Source organism: Streptomyces sp. IBSBF 2435 (assembly GCF_036815005.1).
Classification (GTDB): domain Bacteria; phylum Actinomycetota; class Actinomycetes; order Streptomycetales; family Streptomycetaceae; genus Actinacidiphila.
This window is the reverse complement of the sequence record NZ_JAJSYW010000001.1, coordinates 100,384-125,719: the sequence shown is the minus strand read 5'-3', so window position 1 is coordinate 125,719 and position 25,336 is coordinate 100,384. Positions and strand designations below refer to the sequence as shown.

Annotated in this window: 22 protein-coding genes, 1 tRNA gene and 1 pseudogene; 12 read left to right on the top strand and 12 right to left on the bottom strand. The window is 71.5% G+C overall.

Annotated features, from left to right (window positions below):
* Positions 1-7 precede the first annotated feature (7 nt).
* Positions 8-2,863, top strand: coding sequence for a SpoIIE family protein phosphatase (locus V7E46_RS00550; RefSeq protein WP_333766526.1), 2,856 nt, complete (start codon positions 8-10; stop codon positions 2,861-2,863).
* An 83-nt stretch (positions 2,864-2,946) separates the two neighbouring features.
* Positions 2,947-3,381, top strand: coding sequence for a MarR family winged helix-turn-helix transcriptional regulator (locus V7E46_RS00545; RefSeq protein WP_333766525.1), 435 nt, complete (start codon positions 2,947-2,949; stop codon positions 3,379-3,381).
* 126 nt (positions 3,382-3,507) lie between these two features.
* Here V7E46_RS00545 and V7E46_RS00540 read toward each other — a convergent pair whose 3' ends face one another.
* Positions 3,508-4,083, bottom strand: coding sequence for a TerD family protein (locus tag V7E46_RS00540; protein ID WP_329176811.1), 576 nt, complete (start codon positions 4,081-4,083; stop codon positions 3,508-3,510).
* A 558-nt stretch (positions 4,084-4,641) separates the two neighbouring features.
* Positions 4,642-4,725: transfer RNA gene (locus V7E46_RS00535), tRNA-Leu, on the bottom strand.
* 423 nt (positions 4,726-5,148) lie between these two features.
* Here V7E46_RS00535 and V7E46_RS00530 point away from each other — a divergent pair.
* From V7E46_RS00530 to pknB, 6 genes are all read left to right on the top strand, one after another.
* A complete protein-coding gene (locus V7E46_RS00530; protein WP_333766524.1) occupies positions 5,149-6,099 on the top strand; it encodes a DUF3662 and FHA domain-containing protein in 951 nt (316 codons plus the stop codon).
* 10 nt (positions 6,100-6,109) lie between these two features.
* Positions 6,110-6,634 carry an FHA domain-containing protein FhaB/FipA gene (locus tag V7E46_RS00525; protein WP_329176869.1) on the top strand — a complete coding sequence of 175 codons (525 nt, stop codon included), beginning with the start codon at positions 6,110-6,112 and terminating at the stop codon, positions 6,632-6,634.
* A 57-nt stretch (positions 6,635-6,691) separates the two neighbouring features.
* Positions 6,692-8,248, top strand: a complete 1,557-nt coding sequence (locus V7E46_RS00520; RefSeq protein ID WP_333766593.1) for a Stp1/IreP family PP2C-type Ser/Thr phosphatase — start codon at positions 6,692-6,694, stop codon at positions 8,246-8,248.
* A 22-nt stretch (positions 8,249-8,270) separates the two neighbouring features.
* Complete coding sequence (locus V7E46_RS00515) at positions 8,271-9,656, top strand: FtsW/RodA/SpoVE family cell cycle protein (protein ID WP_329176871.1); 1,386 nt, start codon at positions 8,271-8,273, stop codon at positions 9,654-9,656.
* Positions 9,653-11,113, top strand: a complete 1,461-nt coding sequence (locus V7E46_RS00510; RefSeq protein WP_333766523.1) for a peptidoglycan D,D-transpeptidase FtsI family protein — start codon at positions 9,653-9,655, stop codon at positions 11,111-11,113. The genes V7E46_RS00515 and V7E46_RS00510 overlap by 4 nt, the downstream gene beginning before the upstream one ends.
* Positions 11,114-11,324: 211 nt before the next feature.
* On the top strand, positions 11,325-13,310 hold the full coding sequence (gene pknB / locus V7E46_RS00505) for a Stk1 family PASTA domain-containing Ser/Thr kinase (protein ID WP_333766522.1): 1,986 nt from the start codon (positions 11,325-11,327) through the stop codon (positions 13,308-13,310).
* A gap of 37 nt (positions 13,311-13,347) precedes the next feature.
* Here pknB and V7E46_RS00500 read toward each other — a convergent pair whose 3' ends face one another.
* The 5 genes from V7E46_RS00500 to V7E46_RS00480 all read right to left on the bottom strand — a co-directional run bounded on the left by V7E46_RS00500 (position 13,348) and on the right by V7E46_RS00480 (position 17,212).
* Entirely contained in the window at positions 13,348-14,052 is a 705-nt protein-coding gene (locus tag V7E46_RS00500) for a class E sortase (protein ID WP_333766592.1), read from the bottom strand.
* Between the two features lie 152 nt (positions 14,053-14,204).
* The gene (locus tag V7E46_RS00495; protein WP_443053917.1) at positions 14,205-15,557 is read right to left on the bottom strand and encodes a class E sortase; all 1,353 of its coding nucleotides are present in this window, start codon (positions 15,555-15,557) and stop codon (positions 14,205-14,207) included.
* The gene (locus tag V7E46_RS00490; RefSeq protein WP_333766521.1) at positions 15,554-16,192 is read right to left on the bottom strand and encodes an aminodeoxychorismate/anthranilate synthase component II; all 639 of its coding nucleotides are present in this window, start codon (positions 16,190-16,192) and stop codon (positions 15,554-15,556) included. Before V7E46_RS00490 ends, V7E46_RS00495 begins: the two co-directional genes overlap by 4 nt.
* Positions 16,189-16,365, bottom strand: a complete 177-nt coding sequence (locus V7E46_RS00485; protein ID WP_329176879.1) for a hypothetical protein — start codon at positions 16,363-16,365, stop codon at positions 16,189-16,191. The genes V7E46_RS00490 and V7E46_RS00485 overlap by 4 nt, the downstream gene beginning before the upstream one ends.
* A 133-nt stretch (positions 16,366-16,498) precedes the next feature.
* On the bottom strand, positions 16,499-17,212 hold the full coding sequence (locus V7E46_RS00480; protein WP_443053916.1) for a DUF881 domain-containing protein: 714 nt from the start codon (positions 17,210-17,212) through the stop codon (positions 16,499-16,501).
* Positions 17,213-17,441: 229 nt separating this feature from the next.
* Between V7E46_RS00480 and crgA the strand changes: the two genes are divergently transcribed.
* Positions 17,442-17,696, top strand: a complete 255-nt coding sequence (gene crgA, locus V7E46_RS00475; protein WP_033175597.1) for a cell division protein CrgA — start codon at positions 17,442-17,444, stop codon at positions 17,694-17,696.
* A gap of 269 nt (positions 17,697-17,965) precedes the next feature.
* Here the strand turns inward: crgA and V7E46_RS00470 are convergent, their stop codons facing one another.
* Together V7E46_RS00470 and V7E46_RS00465 are read right to left on the bottom strand one after the other, a co-directional pair.
* Positions 17,966-18,820, bottom strand: a complete 855-nt coding sequence (locus V7E46_RS00470) for a rhomboid family intramembrane serine protease (RefSeq protein WP_333766520.1) — start codon at positions 18,818-18,820, stop codon at positions 17,966-17,968.
* Between the two features lie 92 nt (positions 18,821-18,912).
* Positions 18,913-19,443 carry a peptidylprolyl isomerase gene (locus V7E46_RS00465; protein WP_329176882.1) on the bottom strand — a complete coding sequence of 177 codons (531 nt, stop codon included), beginning with the start codon at positions 19,441-19,443 and terminating at the stop codon, positions 18,913-18,915.
* A gap of 215 nt (positions 19,444-19,658) precedes the next feature.
* Between V7E46_RS00465 and V7E46_RS00460 the strand changes: the two genes are divergently transcribed.
* On the top strand, positions 19,659-20,444 hold the full coding sequence (locus V7E46_RS00460; protein ID WP_333766519.1) for a DUF5324 family protein: 786 nt from the start codon (positions 19,659-19,661) through the stop codon (positions 20,442-20,444).
* Between the two features lie 295 nt (positions 20,445-20,739).
* On the opposite strand, the pseudogene V7E46_RS00455 reads toward V7E46_RS00460, so the two are convergent.
* Together V7E46_RS00455 and V7E46_RS00450 are read right to left on the bottom strand one after the other, a co-directional pair.
* A pseudogene (locus tag V7E46_RS00455) lies at positions 20,740-21,187 on the bottom strand (AfsR/SARP family transcriptional regulator).
* Positions 21,188-21,610: 423 nt separating this feature from the next.
* Complete coding sequence (locus V7E46_RS00450) at positions 21,611-22,153, bottom strand: MarR family winged helix-turn-helix transcriptional regulator (RefSeq protein ID WP_333766518.1); 543 nt, start codon at positions 22,151-22,153, stop codon at positions 21,611-21,613.
* An 85-nt stretch (positions 22,154-22,238) separates the two neighbouring features.
* On the opposite strand from V7E46_RS00450, the gene V7E46_RS00445 reads away from it, so the two are divergent.
* Both V7E46_RS00445 and V7E46_RS00440 read left to right on the top strand, forming a co-directional pair.
* Positions 22,239-22,883 carry an FMN-dependent NADH-azoreductase gene (locus tag V7E46_RS00445; RefSeq protein WP_333766517.1) on the top strand — a complete coding sequence of 215 codons (645 nt, stop codon included), beginning with the start codon at positions 22,239-22,241 and terminating at the stop codon, positions 22,881-22,883.
* Between the two features lie 889 nt (positions 22,884-23,772).
* Entirely contained in the window at positions 23,773-24,732 is a 960-nt protein-coding gene (locus tag V7E46_RS00440) for a LuxR family transcriptional regulator (protein ID WP_333766516.1), read from the top strand.
* On the opposite strand, the gene V7E46_RS00435 is transcribed toward V7E46_RS00440, so the two are convergent.
* Complete coding sequence (locus tag V7E46_RS00435; protein ID WP_333766515.1) at positions 24,665-25,336, bottom strand: TRM11 family SAM-dependent methyltransferase; 672 nt, start codon at positions 25,334-25,336, stop codon at positions 24,665-24,667. The genes V7E46_RS00440 and V7E46_RS00435 overlap by 68 nt on opposite strands.

Here is a 25,336-nt window from a genome sequence, read left to right as displayed (position 1 = left end):
CACGACGTTGGACGACATCCCCCGGCATCCCGCAGCCACCGACGCAAGCGATCACACGGACTGTCCCACCCCCGAGGAAGGGCGCGGCGAGCAGGCGCCCGGCGCGGGCCGGCCGACTCCGGAGGCCGGCCCGCCGCACCGCACCACGTCAGCCGGCGACGGCTGTCCCGGTGCCGAAAGCCCGCGCGCCGCCGCCCCCTTCGGCAGCCCGCCCGCCGTCGGTGGCGGCGGCGCTGTCGACGGCACCGGCATGACCGCGCTGCTCCGCCTCGCGGTGGTGTGCGTCGACCCGGACGGCCGGATCTCGTACTGGAACCGCGGTGCGGAAGAGCTGTTCGGCCACCGGTGGGAGCAGGTCTTCAACCACCGCGCCTCGGGCCTGCTCACCCCGACCCGCGCCGCCGCGGGCGCGCCGCCCAGCGCTTCGGGCACCGCCCGCCAGGACACCCTCGACGTCCTGGACGACCTCACCACTTCCGCCTGGTCGGGTGCCCTCGCGGCCACCGACCGGGACGGCACCGTCAAGGACGTGCTGTGGTGGACGTACCGGATCACCGAGCCCGGCGGCCGCAGCCTGCTCGCGATCGCCGCGCACGCCAGACCGCTGCGCACCGGCAGCCTGCGGATCGCGATGGGCGGCCGGATGCTGCCGTACACCGCGGAGGGACCGCAGGACATCGCCATCGCCGCCGTGCTGTGCCCGGCCCCCGATCCGGCGCAGGGCCACGCGCTGACCGCCAGGCTCGGGACCGTACTGCCCGGGGTCAGCCCGGGCAGGCTGGACCGCATCGTGCGGCAGATCGCCCCGCTCGGCCACCCCGCCCTGGAGGTGGAGGGCAGCGTCCGGCTGCCGGTCACCCCGCAGGACTACGCCCAGGTCGCCGCTGCCGCCCGCGTCGACCGGTCCGTACGCCGGGAACTGCTGCCGGGCCCCCGGCCGGGCCCCGCCGCGGACCCGGGCCCCGGCACGGACCCCGCCGACCGTCCCGCACCTCAGGGAGCTGCCACTCCTGGTGACTATTCGACTACCCGAGGTGGTGACCGTTCAAGCGCGTCGGCCCTGACCGCTGTCCCGTTCCCGTCCTCAGGATCCGTCGGCCCCTTCCCATCCGCCGCCCCGCCGTCCCCGGTCCGGGCGTACGCCGCCGCGCCGGCCGGGCATCCCGCGTCGGCCGCCGCGGGCCGCGGCTCCCACAACCCGCTGCCCGGCAGCGCACTGGACGAACAGCTGTCGCTGCTGCGCGAGACCGGCTCCGTGGTCGGCTCGACCCTCGACCTGCGCACGACCGCGCGCGAGCTGTGCTCGGTCACGGTGCCGCGCTTCGCGGACATCGCCACCGTGCTCGTCGTGGACCAGCTCTTCTCCGACACCGAGCCGCCCCAGGACGACAAGGCCGCCGACACGATCGTGGTCCGCCGGGTCGCCATCATCGACCAGTCCTCGGCAGGCTGGGAGAGCGCGGTGCCCGAGGGCGAACTGCTCACGCTGCCCAACCAGGACACGATGCCCCGGCTCGGCGACCCCGTCCTCGTGCCGGTGGTCGACGCCGCGATGGCGGCCGACGTCGCCGCCGACCTGGGGGTGCCCGCGCTCGGCCGGCTGCTGGCCGGCCATTCGCTGATCCTCGCCCCGCTCACCGCCCGCGGCACGGTGCTCGGCCGGATCTGCTTCCTGCGCAGCCCCGGCCACCGCCCCTTCGACACCCGGGACGCCGTCACCGCGGCCGAACTCGCCGCCCGCGGCGCGGTCCATCTGGACAACGCGCGGCTGCACCGCCTGGAGTCCCGCGCCGCCGCCACCCTCCAGCGCTCGATGATGCCGACCCGGCCGCCCCGCATCCCCGGGGTCCGCGTCGCCCACCACTACATGCCGGGGGACCGGCAGGCCCAGGTCGGCGGCGACTGGTTCGACGCGATCCGGCTGCCCGGCGGCCGGGTCGCGCTGATCGTCGGCGATGTGATGGGGCACGGGCTCCAGGCAGCGGCCGTGATGGGCCAGTTCCGTACCGCGGTCATCACCATGGCCGCGCTCGACCTGCCGCCCGCCCAGCTGCTGCGGCACTTGGACGACCTGGCCCAGCGGCTCGGCACCGACCACCTCGCCACCTGCGTCTACGCGGTCTACGACCCGATCCGCCGCACTCTGACGCTCGCCAACGCCGGCCATATCCCGCCGGTGCTGGCCGGGCACGACGGGCGGGGCGAGCTGCTGCGGATTCCCGGCGGCGCGCCGATCGGCGTCGGCGGGGTGCCGTTCGAGACGGTGGAGATCCCGGCGCCGGACGGGAGCTGGCTGGTGCTGTGCACCGACGGCCTGGTGGAGGTGCGCGGCCAGGGCATAGATGCCGGACTCGCCGCCCTGTGCGCCCATGTGATCGAGCCTCAGCAGACTCCCGAGGACGTCTGCGCGCAGATCCTGGCCCGGGTGCACTCCGAGGACCGGCGTGACGACGTCGCCCTGCTCGTCGCGCGCTTCGACGGCATCGCGCCGCAGGACGTGGCGCGGTGGCGGCTGCGGCTGGAGCACGGCGAGGTGGCGCGGGCCCGCGACGTGACCCGGCGGCAGCTCGCCGACTGGGGCCTGCACCGGCTGAGCGACACCGCGGAACTGCTGGTCAGCGAGCTGGTCACCAATGCGATCCGGGCCGCGTCCTACGAGGTGGAGCTACGGATGATGCGGGTCGGCAAGCTGCTGGTGGAGGTCAGCGACGACAATCACAACCTGCCGCAGCTCCAGCGCGCGGAAGCCGGCGACGTACGCGGGCGCGGTCTTGCGCTGGTGTCGCACATGGCGCGGCGCTGGGGAACCAGCCGGAAGGTCGTGGGCAAGGTGGTGTGGTTCGAGCTCACACTGCCCAGCTGATATCGTTGCACTCTACAACACAACGTTTCCGCAGGCGGTCGGCGACCCGGCCGCCCGGAGAACCGGTGTGAGGAGTCGCAGTCATGAGCGCACGGGAGTCGTCGCTGGACACCGTCCAGCGGGAACTGACCGCGTTCGCCCGCCGGGCGCGGGCCACCGCGGCCCGTGTGCACCCCGAACTGTCGCTGGTGGCGTACACGATCCTGGCGCATCTGGAGGAGCGGCAGGGCTGCCGGGCGACCGATCTGGCCGCGCACTACCTGCTGGACAAGTCCACGGTCAGCCGGCAGGTGGCCGCGCTGGAGAAGCTCGGCTTCATCGAGCGCCGGGTGGACGCCACCGACCACCGGGTGCAGGTGCTGCACCTGGCGCCGGGCGGGACCGAGATCCTGGCCGCGGCCCGGGCCAGCAGGCAGGAGTCCGTCCAGGTGCGGCTGGCCGCGTGGGACCCGGAGGACCTGGAGCGCTTCGCCCGCTATCTGGTCCGCTACAACGCGGACGCCGCGGCCCATCCGTAGTCCCCGCGCGGGGACCGTCGGTGAGCCGACCGCTGAGTCTGCCCAGCCCGCCCGCGACCTGGCCCGCGGGCCCCGCCCGCCGTCGTGCACGGTGACGGACGGGGACTCGCGGACGCGGACGCTACGTCAGAGGTTGACGCCGAAGTCCTGGGCGATGCCGCGCAGCCCGGAGGCGTACCCCTGGCCGACGGCCCGGAACTTCCACTCCGCCCCGTTGCGGTACAGCTCGCCGAAGACCATGGCGGTCTCCGTCGAGGCGTCCTCGGTCAGGTCGTAGCGGGCGATCTCGGCGCCGCCCGCCTGGTTCACCACGCGGATGAACGCGTTGCGCACCTGGCCGAAGCTCTGCTGCCGGGTCTCGCCGTCGTAGATCGAGACCGGGAAGACGACCTTGTCCACCTCGGCGGGCACGCCGGCCAGGTTCACCTTGATGGCCTCGTCGTCGCCCTCGCCCTCACCGGTGAGGTTGTCACCGGTGTGCTCGACCGAGCCGTCGGGGCTCTTGAGATTGTTGAAGAACACGAAGTGCTTGTCCGAGACGACCTTGCCCGACGCGTCGAGCAGCAGAGCGCTCGCGTCGAGGTCGAAGTCCGTGCCGGTGGTCGTGCGGACGTCCCAGCCCAGGCCGACGGTGACCGCCGTGAGTCCGGGGGCCTCCTTCGTCAGTGAGACATTGCCGCCCTTGGAGAGGCTGACACCCATGGTGGATCTCCCTGCTCAGTTCGGCGCGGGCCGCGCCACTTGACGATTCCTTTGCCCAATGGCTCCAACGGACACCACCCTGCCCCGGTTCCCACGGCGCTGCCACCCTTCGCGGCGGACTCCCGCGGGAGCCAGGTCAGCTCGGCGACCTGCTCTTGGGCCCAGCCCGCCCGTTCCTCGTGCATGGCGGTCATCCGCAGGCCGTACTCGAGCGCGAGCCGCCCGTAGACCGACAGGCGGTCGTCCCCCCAGCCGACCGCGGCGTCCAGCCGCCGAGTCCGGCATGCCCCTCGGCGGCGCGGGCCGCTTCGGGACTGAGGCAGGTGACCGCCTCCAGAGGAGTGAGGACCCCGAGGATGAACACCCTCGGCAGGACCTCGCCCCGCCCTCTTCACCGCGCGCTACCCCGCCCGCGCCCGCGCCGGTCCCGCCTGACCGCACCCGCGCGGCGACCGGAGCCGGACGTCCACCGACACGCTGGTCCCGGAACGCGAAATGGTGCCCTCCCCAGCGACTTCCGTCACTTGTGAAGGGCACCATTTCAACGGTGCTTCGCTGTGCGCGAGGGGGGAGTTGAACCCCCACGCCCTTTCGGGCACTGGAACCTGAATCCAGCGCGTCTGCCTATTCCGCCACCCGCGCATGGGTGCTGCCGTTCGATTCTCACACATCCGCTGGACCGTTCGGTCCGGTGAGGTGGGAGTGCCTTCCGACATGCAGAAGATTAGCACGGGGTACGGGGTGGAATCACATCTGTTCGGCCCGGGCGGGACCTTGGCGGGAGGCTGATGGGAGAGGTGGCGGGAGAGGCGGCGGAATGGGGGCAGACGGGATGGCGGGAGACGGCGCGAGCGTGGCCGACGGTGCGCGACACTGGGAGCACTGGGCACGAGGTCGCATCTACCATCGCTCTGGGCAGAGGGAGGGGAAGCGCGGCCGGTGTGAGGGTTGACACTGCCCTGCCCAGGGCGTTCGGGGAACCACAGGTTTTTCCCGCGCGTGGATACGATCAGTAAGCAGTATCGGATTCGACTCGGTGGAAGGCCCCGAGGAGGGAGGTGCCCCGTGGGAGTACTGAAGCGCTTTGAGCAGCGGCTGGAAGGCATGGTGAACGGCACCTTCGCCAAGGTGTTCAAGAGCGAGGTGCAACCCGTCGAGATCGCGGGCGCGCTGCAGCGCGAGTGCGACAACAACGCCACGATCTGGAACCGGGACCGCACGGTGGTGCCCAATGACTTCATCGTGGAGCTGAGCACCCCCGACTTCGAGCGGCTGAGCCCGTACGCGGTGCAGCTGGGCGACGAGCTGGCCGGGATGGTCCGCGACTACGCCAAGCAGCAGCGCTACACGTTCATGGGCAGCATCAGGGTGCACCTGGAGCAGGCGGCCGACCTCGACACCGGCCTGTACCGGGTCCGCAGCCGCACCCTCGCCTCCAGCGAATCGCAGCAGCCCCAGTTCCCGCAGGGACAGCAGGGCCCGCCCGGCCAGCCGGCCCAGCGGGCGCCGTATCCGCAGGCGACGCACGCCCAGTCCCCGCAGGGCTACCAGCAGCCGCCGCCCCGCACCCCCTTCCCGCCGGCCGGCGGACAGCAGCCGGGCGCGGGACCGCAGCGTCCCGCCGCCGTGCCGCCGCTGCCGGCCGCCCCGCCGCCCGCGGGCGGCGCCGGCCGGCCGCCCGCTCCGGTCACCCGGCTCCCCGGCACCGGAGCCCCGGCGGGCTCCGCCGCGGCCGGCACCCGGCGCTGGATCGAGATCAACGGCACCCGGCACCAGATCACCCGGGGCGCCCTGGTCCTCGGCCGCTCCACCGAGGCGGACGTCCGGGTGGACGACCCGGGCGTATCGCGCAAACACTGCGAGATCCGGGTGGGCACACCCTCCCTGGTGCAGGACCTGGGATCGACGAACGGCATCGTGGTGGACGGGCAGCACACCCAGCGCGCTACGCTCCGCGACGGCTCCCGCATCGTTGTCGGGAGCACCACCATCGTCTATCGGCAAGCCGAAGGGTGAAGCGGGGCCAATGTCAGAGCTGACCCTGACGGTCATGCGGTTGGGTTTCCTCGCCGTTCTGTGGCTGTTCGTGATCGTCGCGGTGCAAGTCATCCGCAGCGACCTTTTCGGGACCCGGGTGACCCAGCGCGCCGGACGCCGCGGCGACGCCGGCGCCCGCCCGCCCCAGCAGCGCCAGCAGGCCGCGGCGCAGGACCGGCGCGCGCAGCAGCCGGCGCAGAACAACCGCCAGCGCCGCGGCGCCCCCACCAAGCTGGTGGTCACCGAGGGGTCGCTGGCGGGCACCACGGTGGCGCTCCAGGGGCAGACGATCACGCTCGGCCGGGCACATGACTCGACGATTGTCCTCGATGACGACTACGCGTCCAGCCGGCATGCCAGGATCTACCCGGACCGCGACGGACAGTGGATCGTCGAGGATCTCGGATCCACGAACGGCACCTATCTCGACCGGAACCGGCTGACCACGCCGACCCCGGTCCCGCTGGGTGCGCCGATCCGCATCGGCAAGACCGTCATCGAGCTGCGGAAGTAGTCGCACAATGGGCGAGCGGAGCCACGACGCGCGAGCGAGAGGGTGGGCAGCGTGCGGATGTACCCGGAGCCGACGGGGGAGGTGCGCATGTCTCTGAGCCTGCGTTTCGCCGCCGGTTCGCACAAGGGCATGATCCGCGAGGGGAACGAGGACTCCGGCTACGCCGGCCCCCGTCTGCTCGCGATCGCCGACGGCATGGGCGGCCAGGCCGCCGGCGAGGTCGCCTCCTCCGAGGTGATCTCCACCATCGTCACGCTTGACGACGACATTCCCGGCTCCGACATCCTCACGTCGCTGGGCACCGCCGTGCAGCGCGCCAACGACCAGCTGCTGCAGATGGTCCAGGAGGACCCGCAGCTGGAGGGCATGGGCACCACGCTGACCGCCCTGCTGTGGACCGGCCAGCGGCTCGGCCTGGTCCATGTCGGCGACTCGCGCGCGTACCTGCTGCGCGACGGCGTCCTCACCCAGATCACCCAGGACCACACCTGGGTGCAGCGGCTGGTGGACGAGGGCCGGATCACCGAGGAGGAGGCCACCACCCACCCGCAGCGCTCCCTGCTGATGCGCGCGCTGGGCAGTGGCGAGCGGGTCGAGCCCGACCTGTCCATCCGCGAGGTCCGGGTCGGCGACCGCTATCTGATCTGCTCCGACGGCCTGTCGGGGGTGGTCAGCCACCAGACCCTGGAAGACACCCTGGCCGGCTACCAGGCGCCGCACGAGACCGTGCAGGAGCTGATCCAGCTCGCGCTGCGCGGCGGCGGCCCGGACAACATCACCTGCATCGTGGCCGACGTCCTGGACACCGACGACGGCGACACGCTGGCCGCCCAGCTCAACGACACCCCCGTGGTGGTCGGCGCGGTCGCCGACACCCAGCTGCCGCTCAGCGACGCCCGCCACCTGCAGACCCCGGCCGGCCGCGCGGCCGAGCTGGGCCGTACCCCGCAGCAGGCGGGACCGCCCGGCGCCTTCGGGCCGCCCGGCAGCGGCGACCCGGTCCCGGGCGCCGCCGGCGCCCCGCTGGGCAGCTTCGGCGGCCACGACGACGCCGACCTCGGCAAGCCGGGCAAGTCCCGCAAGTGGCCCAGGCGCACCCTGATCGGTGTCGCCGTCCTCGCCGTGGTCGGCGGCGCCCTCTACGGCGGGTACGCCTGGACGCAGACCCAGTACTACGTCGGCGCCAAGGGCGACCATGTCGCCGTCTACCGGGGCATCGACCAGAAGCTGGCCTGGCTCAGCCTGTCCAAGGTGCACAAGGACCGCACCGATATCGAACTCAAGTACCTGCCGTCGTATCAGCGCGACCAGGTCAGGAGCACCATCGCGCTCAGCAGCCTCGGCCAGGCCGACGACAAGGCCGACGAGCTGGCCAGGCAGGCGTCGGTGTGCAAGAAGGTCGCCGACGCCAAGGCGGTCGCGGGCCAGACCGCCGCGGCGGCGAAGAAGGCCGAGGGCCAGATGTCGGCGACGGGCGGCGCGGCCGGCACCCCCGTCGGCGGCACGAACGCGTCCACCCCGAAGAAGAGCACCACCCCGACCACCGCCCCGACGCCGACGCTGACGCCGGACGAGCAGAAGCTGGCCCCGAACTGCACGTCGGGCCAGCCGTAACACCAGGAGGGGTCGGCTCGTCATGAGCGCCAGCAACACCACCACCATCACGTCGATCGGCGCTCCCAACCGCCGCAACACCGAGCTAGCCCTGCTCGTCTTCGCCGTCCTGATCCCGGTCTTCGCCTACGCGAACGTCGGCCTGGCCAAGAACGGCTCGGTCCCGGCGGGCCTGCTCGGTTACGGTGTCGGACTCGGCCTGCTGGCCGCGGTGGCCCACCTGCTGGTACGCAAGTTCGCCCCGTACGCCGACCCGCTGATGCTGCCGATCGCCACCCTGCTCAACGGCCTCGGCCTGGTGCTGATCTGGCGGCTCGACCAGGAGCCGAGCCTGGGCGCCGCGATGGCGCCCAAGCAGCTGATGTGGTCCACCGTCGGCGTGCTGCTCTTCATCGGCGTCCTGGTCTTCCTCAAGGACCACCGGATCCTGCAGCGCTACACCTACATCTCGATGGTGCTGGCCCTGGCGCTGCTGGTCGCCCCGGTCTTCTTCCCCGGGGTGAACGGCGCGAAGATCTGGGTCACGCTGCCCGGCATCGGCTCGCTCCAGCCGGGTGAGTTCGCGAAGATCGTCATCACCGTCTTCTTCGCCGGCTACCTGATGGTCAAGCGGGACGCGCTGGCGCTGGCCAGCCGCCGCTTCATGGGCCTGTACCTGCCGCGCGGCCGGGACCTCGGCCCGATCCTGGTCATCTGGGGCATCAGCCTGCTGATCCTGGTCTTCGAGACCGACCTGGGCACCTCGCTGCTGTTCTTCGGCCTCTTCGTGATCATGCTCTACGTGGCCACCGAGCGGACCAGCTGGATCGTCTTCGGCCTGCTGCTCAGCGCGGGCGGCGCTGTCTTCGTGTCCACCTTCGAGCACCACGTCAAGGAGCGCGTCGACAACTGGCTGCACCCGCTCGCGCTGGCCCCCAACGGCGGCGTCACCGAGACGGCGCAGGCGATGTACGCGTTCGGCTCCGGCGGCATCTTCGGTTCGGGGCTCGGCCAGGGGTACTCCCGGCTGATCCTCGGCATCGCGCCGAAGAGCGACTACATCCTCGCCACCGTCGGCGAGGAACTGGGCCTGGCGGGCCTGATGGCCGTCCTGCTGCTCTACGGGCTGCTGACCGAGCGCGGCATACGGACCGCGCTGGCCGCCCGCGACCCGTTCGGCAAGCTGCTGGCCATCGGCCTGTCCGGCGCCTTCGCGCTACAGGTCTTCGTGGTGGCCGGCGGTGTGACCGGGCTCATCCCGCTGACCGGTATGACCATGCCGTTCATGGCCCAGGGCGGTTCCTCGGTGATCGCCAACTGGGCCCTGGTCGCGATCCTGATGCGGATCAGCGACACCGCGCGGCGGCCGGCCCCGAGCCCCGCCCCCTCACCCGACGCCGAAGCGACCCAGGTGGTGCGTACGCAGTGAACAAGCCGCTACGACGGGTCGCGGTCTTCTGCGGTCTTCTCGTCCTCGCCCTGCTGCTGCGGGTCAACTACGTGCAGTTCGTCCAGGCCGACCAGCTGTCCAACGACACGCACAACCGCCGGGTCGCGATCAACCAGTACGCCCAGCCGCGCGGCGACATCGTCGTGGACGGCAAGGCCGTCACCGGCCACACCGAGACCAACGGCAGCGACTTCAAGTACAAGCGCACCTACACCGACGGCCCGATGTGGGCACCGGTCACCGGCCACGCCTCGCAGGCGTACGGCACCAGCTTCCTGGAAGGCGTCGAGGACAAGTTCCTCACCGGCGACGACGACCGGCTGTTCTTCAACCGCACCATCGACCTGCTCACCGGCAAGCAGCGGCAGGGCGGCAACGTGGTGACCACGCTGAACGCCAAGGCGCAGACGGCGGCCTTCAAGGGCCTCGGCGGCAAGAAGGGCGCGGTCGTCGCGCTGGACCCGCGCACCGGCGCGATCCTCGCCATGGCGAGCACCCCGTCGTACGACCCGTCGGGCATCGCGGGCTACTCCAACACCGACGAGAAGAACTGGGTCGCACTGGACAAGAAGAACGACCCGGACGACCCGTCGCTGAACCGGGCGCTGCGCCAGACCTACCCGCCCGGCTCGACGTTCAAGCTGGTCACGGCGGCTGCGGCGCTGGAGTCCGGCAAGGTGACCGATGTGGACGCCTCGACGACGTCGCCCGACCCGTACACCCTGCCGGGGACCACGGTGCCGCTGAAGAACGAGGGCCACATCCAGTGCAAGGACACCTCGCTGCGCAACGCGCTGCGGCAGTCCTGCAACACGGTCTTCGGCAAGCTCGGCGTCGACGTCGGACTCAAGGGCATGGTGGACGAGGCGGAGAAGTTCGGCTTCAACAAGGAGCAGCTCATCCCGGTCCGCGCGGACGCGAGCAACTTCGACACCAAGATGAGCCCGGACCAGGTCGCCCAGTCCTCGATCGGCCAGTTCGACACCGCGGCCACCCCGCTCCAGATGGCCATGGTCGCCTCGGCCATCGCCAACAACGGCGTGCTGATGCAGCCCTACGAGGTCGACAAGCTGGTGGCGCCGAACCTGAGCACCATCTCGCAGACCGACCCCAAGGAGCTGAGCAAGCCGCTGTCGCCGGAGAACGCGCAGAAGCTCCAGTCGATGATGGAGACCGTCGTCAACGACGGCACCGGCAAGAACGCGAAGATTCCCGGGGTCAGGGTCGGCGGCAAGACCGGCACCGCGCAGCACGGCATCAACAATGACAAGGCCCCGTACGCCTGGTTCGTCTCCTACGCCATGACCGACCAGGGCTCGCCGGTCGCCGTGGCAGTCGTCGTCGAGGACGGCGCCGCCAACCGCGACGACATCAGCGGTGGCGGTCTGGCGGCGCCGATCGCCCAGAGCGTGATGGAAGCGGTACTGAACAAGTGACCGGCACATGGTCGAGGCGCGAATGCCGGCCGGGACGACCCTCGCGCGCGCCCCGGCGCCCGGCCACATACCGGTCGGGTATCGGCGGACGGCCGGGGCGCGAACGGGCCGGTAACGCCCGGTACCGTATCTCCGTGCGGGCGCAGGGCATGGGTTAGCGGAAATTCGGGTCGTGAACGTCAAGATACGGGTTTGAGGAGAGGGCAGAGCTATGGAAGAGCCGCGTCGCCTCGGCGGCCGGTACGAGCTGGGCTCGGTGCTCGGCCGCGGTGGCATGGCCGAGGTGTATATCGCGCACGACACCCGCCTCGGCCGTACCGTCGCTGTGAAGACGCTGCGGGTGGATCTTGCCCGCGACCCGTCCTTCCAAGCCCGCTTCCGCCGGGAGGCCCAGTCGGCCGCCTCGCTCAACCACCCCTCGATCGTCGCTGTCTACGACACCGGCGAGGACTACGTCGACGGCATCTCGATCCCGTACATCGTGATGGAGTACGTCGACGGCTCCACCCTGCGCGAGCTGCTGCACTCCGGACGCAAGCTGCTGCCCGACCGGGCACTGGAGATGACCGTCGGCATCCTCCAGGCGCTGGAGTACAGCCACCGGGCGGGCATCGTCCACCGCGACATCAAGCCGGCCAACGTGATGCTGACCCGCACGGGCCAGGTCAAGGTCATGGACTTCGGCATCGCCCGCGCTATGGGCGACTCCGGCATGACCATGACGCAGACCGCGGCCGTCATCGGCACCGCGCAGTACCTGTCGCCCGAGCAGGCCAAGGGCGAGCAGGTCGACGCCCGCTCCGACCTGTACTCCGCCGGCTGCCTGCTCTACGAGCTGCTGACCGTACGCCCGCCCTTCATCGGCGACTCCCCGGTCGCGGTGGCCTACCAGCACGTACGCGAGGACCCGCAGCCGCCGTCGGTCTACGACCCCGAGGTCACCCCGGCGATGGACGCCATCGTCCTCAAGGCGCTGACCAAGGACCCGGACTACCGCTACCAGTCGGCCGACGAGATGCGCGCCGACGTCGAGGCGGCGCTGGACGGCCAGCCCGTTGCCGCGGCCGTCGCCATGGGCGCGGCGGGCTACGGCTACCCGCACGGTTACGCCGACAACTCCCCCACCACCGCCCTGCCCCAGCAGTCCGACCCGCACACCTCGATGCTGCCGCCGTCCCGCGACGACGACGGCGGCTACGGCTACGACGACCGCCCCGACCGCCGCCGGCAGAAGAAGGGCGGCAGTACGTCCACCGTGCTGCTGGTCGTGGCCGGCGTCCTGGTGCTGGTCGGTGCGATCTTCCTGGGCAAGGCGGTCTTCGACGGCGGCGGCGCGGGAGCCGACGCCAAGGTGCCGAACTTCGTCAGCAAGTCCTACGCCGAGGCCCAGACCACCGCGCAGAACGTGGACATCACCCTGGTCAAGGGCACGCCCGCCTTCTGCGAGGGCGTCGAGAAGGACATGATCTGCACGCAGACCCCGGCCGCCGACACCGCGATCCCGTCCAACAAGACGGTCACCGTCGTCCTGTCGAAGGGCCCGGCACCGATCGCGGTGCCCGACGTGAAGAACGACACCTATGACGCGGCGCAGCAGGAGCTGACCAGCGCCGGCTTCACCGTGAAGCGCGAGGACCAGGTCTCCACCACCAAGGACGAGAACACCGTCCTGAGCCAGAGCCCGGCGGCCGACACCAAGCAGCCCAAGGGCACGGTGATCACCCTCAAGGTCGCGGTCCAGCCCGAGCAGATCGACGTCCCGGACCTGACCCGCTTCCCGAAGCAGGGCGCGCTGGACCAGCTGAGCAACGACGGCTTCACCAACGTCCACACGACCTCGCAGTCGTCCCAGGACCCGAACTTCCCGTCCGGCACCGTCATCAGCCAGACCCCGCAGGGCGGCAGCAAGGCGGCCAAGGACGACCGGATCAACCTGGTCATCTCCACAGGACCCGATCAGTCGCAGAACCCGCCGCAGGGCCAGACGATGCCCAACGTGCAGTTCCACCGGCTCAACGACGTACGCAACCAGCTGAACGGGATGAACCTCGGCCTGTCCATCGTGGTGGTGAACGGCGGCCCCGAGGACGGCAACGCGTGGGTCATCGCCAGCAACCCGACCCAGGGCTCCCCGCTGACCCAGGGCCAGCAGATCCAGGTGCAGACCGCCACAGGACCCGGTGGCGGAGGCCACTAGCCCGGCACGGCACCCGCCGTGAACGCCGCCGTCCGGACTATCGCAGTTCGGGCGGCGGCGTTCTTTGCGCGTCGACCTTCTGGGTGCGGACCAGCTCGCCCCACACGACGTAGCGGTAGCGCGAGGTGTAGACCGGGGTGCAGGTCGTCAGGGTGATGTAGCGTCCCGGCTTGTTCCGGCCGGACTCCTTGGGGACCTGGTCGGCCACGGCGACGTCGTACTTCGAGGTCTGGTCGAGGACCTTGTAGACCTTGTAGACGTACCAGGTGTCCTTGGACTCGAAGACCACCGGATCGCCGTCGTGGATCTTGTTGATGTTGTGGAACTTCGCGCCGTGGCCGTCGCGGTGGGCGGCGAGGGTGAAGTTGCCGGCCGGATCCCAGGGCATGGCCGCGGGGGTGGGGTCGGTGTAGTAGCCGGCGACGCCCTCGTTGAGCACGTCGGTCGCGGTGCCCTTCTTGACCAGCACCTCGTAGTTCCTGCCCATCGCCGGGACGTGCAGGAAGCCGATGCCGTCCTTGGTGTCGAGGCCGCGCGCGGGCGCTCCCTGCGACCCTTGCGACCACTGCCGGCGCACCTTGTCGGCGGCCCTGGCCGCGTGCCGGTCGGCCACCACGTTGGTCCACCACAGCGAGTAGACGACGAAGAGGGCCAGTACGACCCCGGCGGTGATCAGCAGCTCGCCGACGACACTGATGACGCGGGCGGCGCCGCCCCGCCGGACGGGTCTGCCGGCCGTCACGCCGGTCGGCTGCGCGTCCGGATCCGCGTTCGGCGCTGCGTCCGGCTTCGCGTCCGGCGGTGGCACGTCGGGCAGCGGCACGTCTGATGACACGTCTGATGGCACGTCGGGGGACGCTCCTCGTGGCGGTGGCAGGGGGCTCGGCGGATCCGTCAGTCACCGACGAGCGCGTCGGGCTTGCCCTTGCTGCGCGGCCGTTCCTCGATCAGCTTGCCCCACACGATCAGCCGGTTGGTGCTGGTGAATTCGGGCGTGCAGGTGGTGAGGGTGAGGTAGCGGCCGGGCGCGGTGAAGCCGGAGCCGACCGGGATCGGCTTGAGCACGCTGGTGTTGGACGGCGGGGTGGAGGGCAGCTCGCTGGTGACCTCGTAGGTGTAGTAGTCGCTCGCCGTCTCGACCACCACCTTGTCGCCGGCCACCAGGTGGTTGATGTAGCGGAAGGGCTCGCCGTGGGTGTTGCGGTGGGCGGCGACCGCGAAGTTGCCGGTCTTGTCCCAGGGCATCGCCGTGTTCAGCTCGCCGTCGTAGTGGCCGATCATGCCCTTGTCGAGCACATTGTGCTTCGAGATGCCCTGCGCGATGGGCGCCTTGACGTCCAGCTTGGGGATGTACATGATCGCGAAGCCCTGGCCGGGCGAGAAGGTGCCGGGCACCCGGTCGGGGTCGGTGGAGGCGCTGTCCCACTGGTGGCGGAGGTTGTTCGCGGCGCCGTTGGCCTGCTGGTGGGCGCGGACGTTGGTCCACCACAGCTGATAGGTGACGAAGAGCAGCATCAGGACGCCGGTGGTGATGAACAGCTCGCCGACGATCCGGCTCGCGACGACCGCGGGGCTGTCCTTGGCGGCCTTGGCGGCCCGCCGGGCCTCCACCCGGCTCAGCGGCGCTGAGGACGCCTCCTGGGGCGTACCGGGGCCGTGCGCGGGCCCGCTCGCCCCGCGCCCCCCGGCCCGGTGACCACCACCGCCGCCCTGCCGCGCGGCCTTGCGCCTGGCGGCCCTGCCCCCGTCCGGCGGCGGCCCCGGCGGCGCGAGCGGCGGCGGTACGGCCGCGTCCGGCCCGACGTCCTGCGCGGGCGGGTCCGGCTCGACCACGACGGGCATCCGTGCGGTCTGCGCCATATCGGCGACGGGCGGCCCGGGGAAGGGCGGCTCCGCGACGGGCGGCCCTGGCTCCTCCCGCACGCGCGCCGCGGGCTCGTCGCGCTCCGGGGCGCGGCCCCACGGGGGAGCCGCCGCAGGCCCGGCGGCGGACGTCCCGGGAAGAGGCGGCGCGGGAAAGGCGGGCTCCGGGAAGTCCGGCCCGGTGAAGTCCGGCGCGGGAAGACCCGGCTCCGGGAAGTCCGGCTCGGGGAGCGGCTGCTCCGGTTCGTCCCGCACCGCCGGGGGGCGGCCGGGCAGCGGGTCGTTCAGGGGGTCGTCCAGCCGCTCCACGACAGCTTTGAACTGCCCGGTGTCCTCGTACGACATCGGGCCGTCCGCGGGGCGCTCCGGGCGGAGCGTGGTCACACCCCCGCCCTCCCGACGACCGGTGCGAGTCCGTGCGAGCGGCCCGGGGCGGCGTCGTCACCGCACTCGGCGAGCCAGTTCGCCAGCATCTTGTGCCCCCATTCGGTGAGCACCGACTCGGGGTGGAACTGCACACCCTCGACGGCCGCGTCCCGGTGCCGGAGCCCCATGATGATGCCGTTCTCCGTCCACGCGGTGACCTGCAGCTCATCCGGAAGGGTGCTGCCCTCCACGGCGAGCGAGTGGTAACGCGTGGCGGTGAAAGGGGTCGGCAGCCCGGCGAAGACGCCGACGCCTTCGTGGGTCACCAGTGAGGTCTTGCCGTGCAGCAGCTCCGGCGCCCGGTCGACGACGCCGCCGTAGGCCACCGCGATGGACTGCACCCCCAGGCACACGCCGAAGACCGGCACGGCCGTCGACGCGCAGTGCCGCACCATGTCGACGCACACCCCCGCCTCTTCCGGGGTGCCGGGACCGGGGGAGAGCAGCACCCCGTCGAAGCCGTCCTGCGCGTGCGCGGGCTGCACCTCGTCGTTGCGCAGCACCTCGCACTCGGCGCCGAGCTGGTAGAGGTACTGCACGAGGTTGAAGACGAAGCTGTCGTAGTTGTCGACCACGAGAATGCGTGCGCTCATCGGACGGCGGCCATCCCATTGTCGACAGTCACGTCATTGAACGGCAGCAGCGGCTCCGCCCACGGGAACACGTACTGGAAGAGGACGTAGACGACGATCAGGGCCAGCGCGAGGGCGGTCAGCGCCCTCATCCATGCGTTGCCCGGCAGATGCCGCCAGATCCAGCCGTACATGCGGTCCCTTTCCTTCCGGCTCCCCGGAACAGAGTAAGGGGAGATCCCCCGGAGTGGGTTGGTAGCCGGACAAAGCTTCGTCATGGCTTCACGTCGGCGTCCGCCCTCCCGCAGGCCGCCGACCGGCCGGTTCTCACGGCCGGCCCACAGGCTGCGCATAGTGGAGAACGGTCGAGCCGGTGTAGCCGGGAAGGGTGACGGACTTGGCCGCGGTGACCTTCCAGCCGAGGCCGTACGCGGCCACGTACTGCAGATAGTTCTGGATCGCCGGGCTGTTGTTGAGCCCCTGCCGCAGTTTCGCCTGGTCACCCACGGCGGTGATCCGGTACGGCGGCGAGTAGACGCGGCCCTGCAGGATGAGGGTGTTGCCGACGCAGCGGACCGCGCTGGTGGAGATCAGCCGCTGGTCCATCACCCGGATGCCCTTGGCGCCGCCCTGCCACAGCGCGTTGACGACGGCCTGCAGGTCCTGCTGGTGGATCACCAGGTCGTTGGGCTGCGGGTCGGGGACGCCGGGGACCAGGGCGGTGGCGTTGGGCGGGGCGTCGTTGAGGGTGACCTCGATCGAGGGACCGGTGAGCGGGTCGGTGCCCGCCGTCCTGGCCAGCGCGTCGATCGCGGCCTGCTCGGCGGCGCTCAGGCCGCTGCCCTGCCGGGTCAGCCGGTCGACGTCGTCCCGGACGCCGGTCAGCTGGTTCTCCAGTTGGCCATTACGGGTGTTCTTGGTGCGAATGGTGTCGGAGAGCTTCGGCAGCGGGTCGTCACTGCGGATGTCCACGCCCTTGGCGGTGTCGAAACTCATCCAGAAGATCAGTCCTGCCAGTGCGAAGACTCCCGCACTGAGCACTCGCAGCGCTACGGTGCGGGTGACAGCACGTGGGGAGGGGGTGGGTGCGCTTCCACCGGAATCCGTCGCCACCGTACGCTGTCTCCTTACAACCTGAGGAAGCACTACGCTAACGGACGCCCGGCGGCGGCAGTGCTCCTCGCCTGCACCGGACTGCCACCCCATTACCCGCCAGGACCGCCCCGCACCATCCGCGCGGTTACGCAGCGCATCGACAGGAGACTCCCTCGTGCCGAAGTCACGGATCCGCAAGAAGGCCGACTTCACCCCGCCCCCGGCGAAGGCCGCCACCGCCATAAAACTGGGCGGCCGCAGTTGGGTGGCCCCGCTGATGCTGGCGTTCTTCATCGTCGGCCTCGCCTGGATCGTGCTGTTCTACGTCACCCAGGGCAGCCTGCCGGTGGACGCGTTCGGCAACTGGAACATCGTGGTGGGCTTCGGCTTCATCGCCGGCGGGTTCGTCGTCTCGACCCAGTGGAAGTAGTTGTCCACACAGTTATCCACAGTGGGGAAAAGGTCGGAAGATCTGTGGATAACCTCTACGAGGTTGACGCCGGTACGACCGGTGGCCGGGACCGTCGGCCACCGGTCGTTTGCTGTCCGGACACCGAACTGGACTGATCTTGCCGGGAAAACCGGGACAACCCGGATCAGTGACCAGCCGCACAGGCGTTCACGCGGGTTGTGCACAACTTGCACAGGATCCCCTACCCGCTGTGGATAACGTGTGATCAACGCCAGCGGTCACGGCCCTCAGGACGTGACCTGCGCCACAGCGATCACCGTGAGCACCACGGTCAGCACCAGCACACCGGCGGCCGTCCCCCACTGCACGACGTCCCGCCGCTCCCGCGGTGCGTACGCCATGGCCGTGGCGACCGCGGTGCCCGCCACCAGCCCGCCCAGGTGCGCCTGCCAGCTGACATTGGGCCAGGTGAAGCTGAACACGATGTTCAGCACCAGCAGGATCAGGATCGGCCGCATGTCGTAGCGCAGCCGCCGCATGAAGACCGCCGTCGCGCCGAACAGTCCGAAGATCGCCCCGGACGCGCCCAGCGTCAGCGCGTCCGGTGTGATCAGCAGCACAGCGGCGCTGCCGGCCAGCGCGGAGAGCAGATAGATCACGATGTAGCGGCTGCGGCCGAGCAGCCGCTCCAGCGGGCCGCCGATCCACCACAGCGACAGCATGTTGAAGACGATGTGGCCGTAGTTTCCCCGGTCGTGCAGGAAGGCCGAGGTGATCACCCGGTACCACTCGCCGTCGGCGACCCCGACGCAGTGCTGCGGGCCGAACATCTTGGGGGTGCAGGCCGCGTACAGGCTCAGGTCCTGCACCACCCGGTCGCCGACCGCCAGCTCCAGCGCGAAGACCGCGACGTTCAGCGCGATGAGGATCTTGGTGATCAGGATCGGGTCGTGCGCCACCACCCCGCCGGCCACCGTCCGCGGCCGGGGCGTGTGCCCCGACCCCTGCCGGACGCAGTCCGGGCACTGGAAGCCGACCGAGGCACTGACCATGCACTCCGGGCAGATGGGCTTGTCGCACCGGGTGCAGCGTATGCCGGTCTCCCGGTCCGGATGCCGGTAGCAGCAGACCGCCTGGTCCATGAACGCACTCCCCTGGTCACAGCGCTCCGAGACGCGCGAGCGCCCCGCCCACTTGGACGTGCGGGCGGGGCGCGATGTTCCCGAAGGGTACGTCAGGCCTGCTTCTCCACGACGACCGATTCGATCACGACGTCCTCAAGCGGCCGGTCGGTCCGCGGATTGGCGGGGCTGTTGATGATCCCGTCCACCACCTTCTTGCTGGCGTCGTCCGCGACCTCGCCGAAGATGGTGTGCTTACGGGTCAGCCAGGTGGTGGGGGCGACCGTGATGAAGAACTGCGAGCCGTTGGTGGCCGGTCCCGCGTTGGCCATCGCCAGCAGGTAGGGCTTGTCGAAGGCCAGGTCCGGGTGGAACTCGTCGGCGAACTCGTAACCGGGGCCGCCGGTTCCGTTCCCCAGCGGGTCGCCGCCCTGGATCATGAAGCCGGAGATGACCCGGTGGAAGACCGTACCGTCGTAGAGCTTGTCATGGGATGCCTTGCCGGTCCGCGGATCGGTCCACTCGCGGGTGCCCTCGGCGAGGCCGACGAAGTTGGCCACCGTCTTGGGCGCATGATTCGGCAGCAGCCGGACCACGATGTCGCCGTGGGTCGTCTTCAGGGTGGCGTAGAGCTGCTCGGCCACGGTCTACCTTCCATAGTCTTCGCTGACAGGGCCAAATCCTTGCACGCCCCGAGCAGGCGTGCGGGCTTCCCCCGTTCTCCGTCAGAACGGGCTGCGCGGCGGCCTGGCCGAGTGACCCGTATGCCCGTCCGCACATGCCGTGCGTCGCGCGGCCGGGCATGATTTCAAACCGGGTGGACAGGCGGAAAACGTACGCCACCGAGGAGGAGGTTCCTGTGACCCGCATCGACAGCGTGCGCAACGCGGCCGACATCACGAAGGACAGTGTGCGGCATGCCGCGGAGGCCGCTGCGCCGTACGCGAGCACGGCCAAGGACGAGGCCGCGCGTTACGCACAACAGGCCGGTACGTACGCGCAGCACGCCGGCGCGCTTGCCAAGCAGACGTACGACGCCAAGCTCGCCGCCCAGGTGCGGCAGGCCCGTGGCCAGGCGTGGGCGGCCGTGCCGCCGAAGGCCGCGGAAGCTGTGGAGACCGCCGCCCGGCGGACCCGGGACACCGCCAGGACGGCGGCCGACTTCACCGCGCCGAAGGTGGGTTCCGCGGTCGCGGCGACCCGGGCCGTCGCGGTGCCGGTGACCAACGAGGCGGTGCTGCGCGGCGCCGCCGCCCTGCACGCGCTGCGCGGCCAGGTGACGGCCGCGGACATCGACCGGCTGGTCCGCAGGCGGGTCCGCCGGCAGCGCACCGGCCGGGTCTTCCGCGGTGTGGTGGTGGCCGGCCTGGTCGGCGGCGCCGCCTTCGCGGCCTGGCGCTGGTGGAGCAAGCAGGCCAACCCCGACTGGCTGGTGGAGCCGACCGAGCCGACGGACGCGGACGAGGCCGTCGAACGGATCAGCAGCACCAGCACCCTGACGGTGGTCGACCCGCTGGACGGCACTCCCGCCTCGGTGAACGGCAACGGCGCCCACATCGACCACGTCGACGGCTCCCCCGGCTCCGACCCCGAGGTCGAGGCCACCCGATACGAGGAGGACAACCCGCGCCGCGACGACAACTGACCCCGCGGCCCCGCACCGGTCGGCCCGCCGCCGGCGCCGGGCCCGGCTCGGGCTCGCCCAGCACCGCTGGCACATCCCTGAGGGTGATCAGCGCGGCGACGGCGCCCAACACCAATAGCGTCCCCCCGATCAGCGTCGTGGTGTGCAGGCTGCCGGTGAACGCCCGCCCGGCGGCGTCGGCGACCTGCCGCCCGAGGGCGCCCGGCAGGTGCCGGCCGGTCCCGACGCCGCCGCTGACCGACTCGCGCGCCGCGCCGGCCTGGCGTGCCGTCAGGCCGGCCGCCCGCCACCAGGATCACCCGCCGGTTCCGGTTTCACGTGGAACATCCCGCGGCCCCGCCATCGGCTCGCCCCGCAGGACGGCCAGGTGGACGGCGGCGAGTTCGGGCCCCGGGCCGGCGCCGAGAGAGTCCGCCAGTTCCCGCCGGGCCGCCTCGTACGCGGCCAGGGCCTCCCTGGCGCCCGCTGCCGTACAGCGCCCGCATCAGCTGGCCGCGGAGCCGTTCCCGCAGTGGGTGGGCCGCCACCAGCTCACCGAGTTCGGCGACCAGCGAGCGGTGCCGCCCGAGGGCGGGGTCGGCCTCGTCGCGGTCCTCGACGGCGCCGGTCCGCAGTTCCTCCAGGCGTGCGACCCGGGCGGCAGCGAACGGGGCGTCGCCGACGTCGCCCAGCGCGGGGCCGCGCCACAGGGCCAGCGCCTCCCGCAGCAGCCGGGCGGCCGGCGCCGGTTCACCGCCGAGCAGGGCCTCGCGGCCCTCGGCGCCGAGCCGCTGGAAGCGGTGCGCGTCGACCTGGTCGGGGGCGACGACCAGCCGTTAGCCCGCCGGGTGCCCCTCGATCGCACCGGCAGCACCTGGCGCAGCCGGGCGACCTGGGACTGCACGGACTGCACGGCGTTGCCGGCCCCGGCCGGCAGATGCTCCCCGTAGAGCCCGTCGATCAGCCGCTCGCCGCTCACCGTCCGGTCGGCGTTCAGCAGCAGGGCGAGCAGCGCGCGCCGCCGCGGCCCGCCCAGCGCCAGCTCGGCGCCGTCCGTGCCCAGAGCCCGCGTCGCGCCGAGGATGCCGAACACCACGCCCCGATTGTGTCGCACCGGCGCCGGGAACAGGCGGGCCGCACGATCGGCTCACGCCGGGCGCCGGGTCCGGGAGTCCGGGCCGCCCGGGTCAGTCCCGCGCCGGCTGCTGCGGCGCGGGGAGGCAGGCCCCGTGGGCCATCGGGTCGCAGGCCTCGTCGGGCGCCGCCTGTACCGCGGCGGCCCCGCAGTCCGGCACCGTCCCGGACGCGGCGAGCAGCAGCAGGTCGTAGAGAGTGGCCCGCTGCTTGTCGTCCAGCGCGCACAGCACCTCGTCCTCCACCGCCGCGAGCGCGAACTCCGCCCTCGCGAGCAGCGTGGCGCCGCGGTCGGTCAGCCGCACGATGTGCCGCCTGCGGTCCTCGGGCGAGCGCTGCCGCTCCACGAGGGCGTCCGCCTCAAGATCGTTGAGCAGTCCGACCACCGTCGCCCGGTCCATCATCAGCGTCGTCGCGAGCGCCTGCTGCGTGCTTCCCTCGCGGTCCCGCAGCACGGTCAGCGTCACGAGATGCCGCGGGCGCAGCCCGAGCGGCTCCAGCACGGATTCGGCGTGCAGGCGCATCCGCCGGGCCAGGTTGTCGAGCAGCGCGCCCGACCGCCTCGGCGGCTGGTTCAGCACGGGCAGGGAGGCCATCCGTCCAGTCTATCCGGACACGCAGGAAACATGTCGTGGTATAAATCGTTGGTGTTATGCAAACCAATAACGAAAGGTCAATGAGATGCCTCACCTGCTACACATAGACTCCAGCATCCAGGGCGCCAACTCGACCAGCCGCCGGCTCACCGCCCGCGCCGCCGCGGCCTGGCGCGCCGCCCACCCCGAGGGCACCGTCACCTACCGCGACCTGGGCGAGAACCCGCTGCCGCACGTCGTCGCGAGCACCGCCCACGCCGGATCCGTGCCGGCCGCCGACCGCACCCCGGCGCAGGCCGCCGCCTGGGCGCTGAGCGAGGAGGTCGTCGGCGAGGTGCTGGCGGCCGACACCGTGCTGCTCGGCCTGCCCGTCTACAACTTCGGCCCGCCCAGCGCCGTGAAGTCCTGGGTCGACCACCTGATCGCCGTCGGCCTGTCCGTCGACCCGGAGACCCGCGAGGGCCTGCTCGGCGGCCGCGACTTCATCGTTCTCCTCTCCCGCGGTGGCGGCTACGCCCCCGGCACGCCCCGCGAGGGCTGGGACCACGCCGAGCAGTGGCTGCCGCACGGCGTCGCCCTGACCGGCCTGACCCCGCGCTTCATCACCGCGGAACTGACCCTGGCCAAGGTCAACCCGGCCATGTCCGACCTGATCCCGCTGGCCGACGAGAGCCTCGCCGCCGCCGAGAAGTCCATCGACGCCCTCTGGCCGGCCGCCGCCCCCGTCTGATCCGGCCCGGCACCCCGGGAAAGCCCGTGGCCCCTTCACCCGCACAGGGCGAAGGGGCCTACGAACAGGCAATTCCCCGTGCGGCCCGGCAGAAATGACCGTGCCGCGGGCCGCGGGAAATCCCGCCGCCGGATTCGCCGCCGGCGGGGACTTTACCGGGGCATGTGCCCTGAATCCGTCCGCACCGCCCGTCATCCGGCCGTCGTTTCAAGATCCCTTGCCGGGGTGTCCGCCGCAAGGGACCGTCCTGAATTGTCCGACGGCCCCCCGGCCACCCGCCGCGACCCGCGCCGCCGTAGGACCGCCGCGACCTGGCACTGAGCCCCGCATTCCGCCGGGCGGCCCAGAGTTGTGATCCGGAATCCCTTGAGTGTTCGTCACTTGTATTGCAGACTTCTTGAACGTTCACGAGGGATCTGGAAGGGGCGAGGCCTGCGGGTACGGTGCCCGACCGCATTTGGCCGCCGCACAGCAGTCGGCCGCGGGGGCGCCGGGGTTTCGCGAAACGGGGGAATCATATGCGTGTGCGTCGATGTCGGCCGGAACCAAAGCCCGTGAAAGGCCGTCGAGGGCCCGAGGATCGAGTCGATCTCCTCCGGCGCCGGTATTCGACCGCTGATCAATTGCCCGGTGGCCGCCGGCCGGGCGCGCACCGCTAGCCGGATCACCCCCGGGCGGGCCGTCCCGACCGCACCGCCGTCCCGCCTGCCCGCCACCGGGCGCCGGCGCCCTGCCGCGCCGCGAGCCCGGTGGGCACCGCACGCCCCGCGGAAGCCGGAAGAACTCCCGACGTGCTCTCCTGCGCCCGGCTCACGACCGGCCGCTGGCGCGCCCGCACCAGCGGCCCTGGCGCCGTGCCCAGGTCGAGTCCATGGAAAGGAAGATTTTCATGAGCGCAGGCAGTACACCGACGCCGGAGACCCTGCCCCCTCCGAACTTACCGCTGCAGTCCCTGCTCCGGATCGCCGACACCCTCAGCAGCCTTGAGCGCTACGCCATCGAAACCGCGGGCCAGCTCGTCCTCGCCGAAGGCGCCGGCGCCGGGACCGCCGAGGCGTCCGGCCGTATCCGCCACCTCGACGGCCAGGCAGCGGTCCAGGACGCGATCAACGAGGCGTTATGGCGCGCGAAGCACGAGATCCTCACGGCCCAGCCGGACGGACCCGGCCCCGGAGCCACCCTGCACGAGGCCCTGGCGGCGGTCCGGGACCCGCTGACGCGCGGGGTCGCCATGCGGACGCTCTTCCAGCACAGCGCCCGCTTCTCCGAGCCCGCTAAGAAGTACGTGCAGCAGGTCCTGGCGTACGGCGGGCAGGTGCGCACCCTCCCTGAGTTCTTCGACCGGCTGATCATCGTCGACGCCGAGGTCGCCTTCATCCCCGGCGGCGAACACCGCCACAGCGCCGCGCTGATCCAGGACCGCGCCGTCGTCGCCTTCCTCAGCGACGTCTTCGAGCGGGCCTGGGTACGGGCCGAGCGCTTCCCCTTCCGTCCGGTGCGGGCCGCGGACGCCGCCGGCGAGGTCGTGCCCGACATGCGGCAGGCCATCAAGGCACTGCTGGTCGAGGGCCGCTCCGACAAGGCGATCGCCCGCCGCCTCGGCATGAGCCTGCGGTCCGTGCAGGGGCACATCGCCTCGCTGCGCGAGCAGTACGGCGCCCAGCACCGCTTCCAGCTCGGCTACCGGATGGCGCGCAGCGAGTACGCCGCCGCGCGCCCCGCACCGGCCGAGCCCCTGCCGGACTACCCGCCCGGGACGGACGTGTACGCGCTGGGCCGGGTCACTTCCGGGCCATCAGCAGATACTCGTGCGAACGGTTCGTCCGCATCGGGTCGTCCTCGTCCTTGACCGGCCAGTCGTACAGGTGGACGCGCTCGTCCCCCAGGGTCAGATGGCGGCCGAGCACCCGCGAGGCATCCCAGGCCAGCGGGACGAACCGGTCTGCGATCCGCCGGTTCTGCACGGCGACCACCGCGTAGGCGCCCGGCCGCATCACCCGGGCGACGGCCGCGAAGATCTCGTCGAGCGCCGCCAGATAGACGTCGTAGTCGCGCAGCGCGTACATCTGGCCCGGGTCGGGCGATTCGAGGTCCAGGTCGGTGCCGAAGTACGGCAGGTCGCACAGGACCAGGTCCACGGTGTCCGGGTCGAGCGGGGGCCTGCGGGCGTCGCCGCAGAGCATGCGCTGCTCCGGATAGCGCGCGACGCGCTGCCGCGCCTCCTCCGCCCGGGACGGGTTGATCTCGATGCCGACCCCGAGCCGCCGCTCGGCCGCGCAGGCCACCAGCGTGGTGCCCCAGCCCGCGAACGGATCGAACACCAGGTCGCCGGGCTTGCTCAACTCCGCTATCAGCGGACGCAGCTGGCTGACCAGGCCGCTTTGTCCCGCGACCTCCTCCTCCGTGAATTCGGGGTCCTCTTCGCCGAGCACGCGCCAGCTGGACATCCCCAT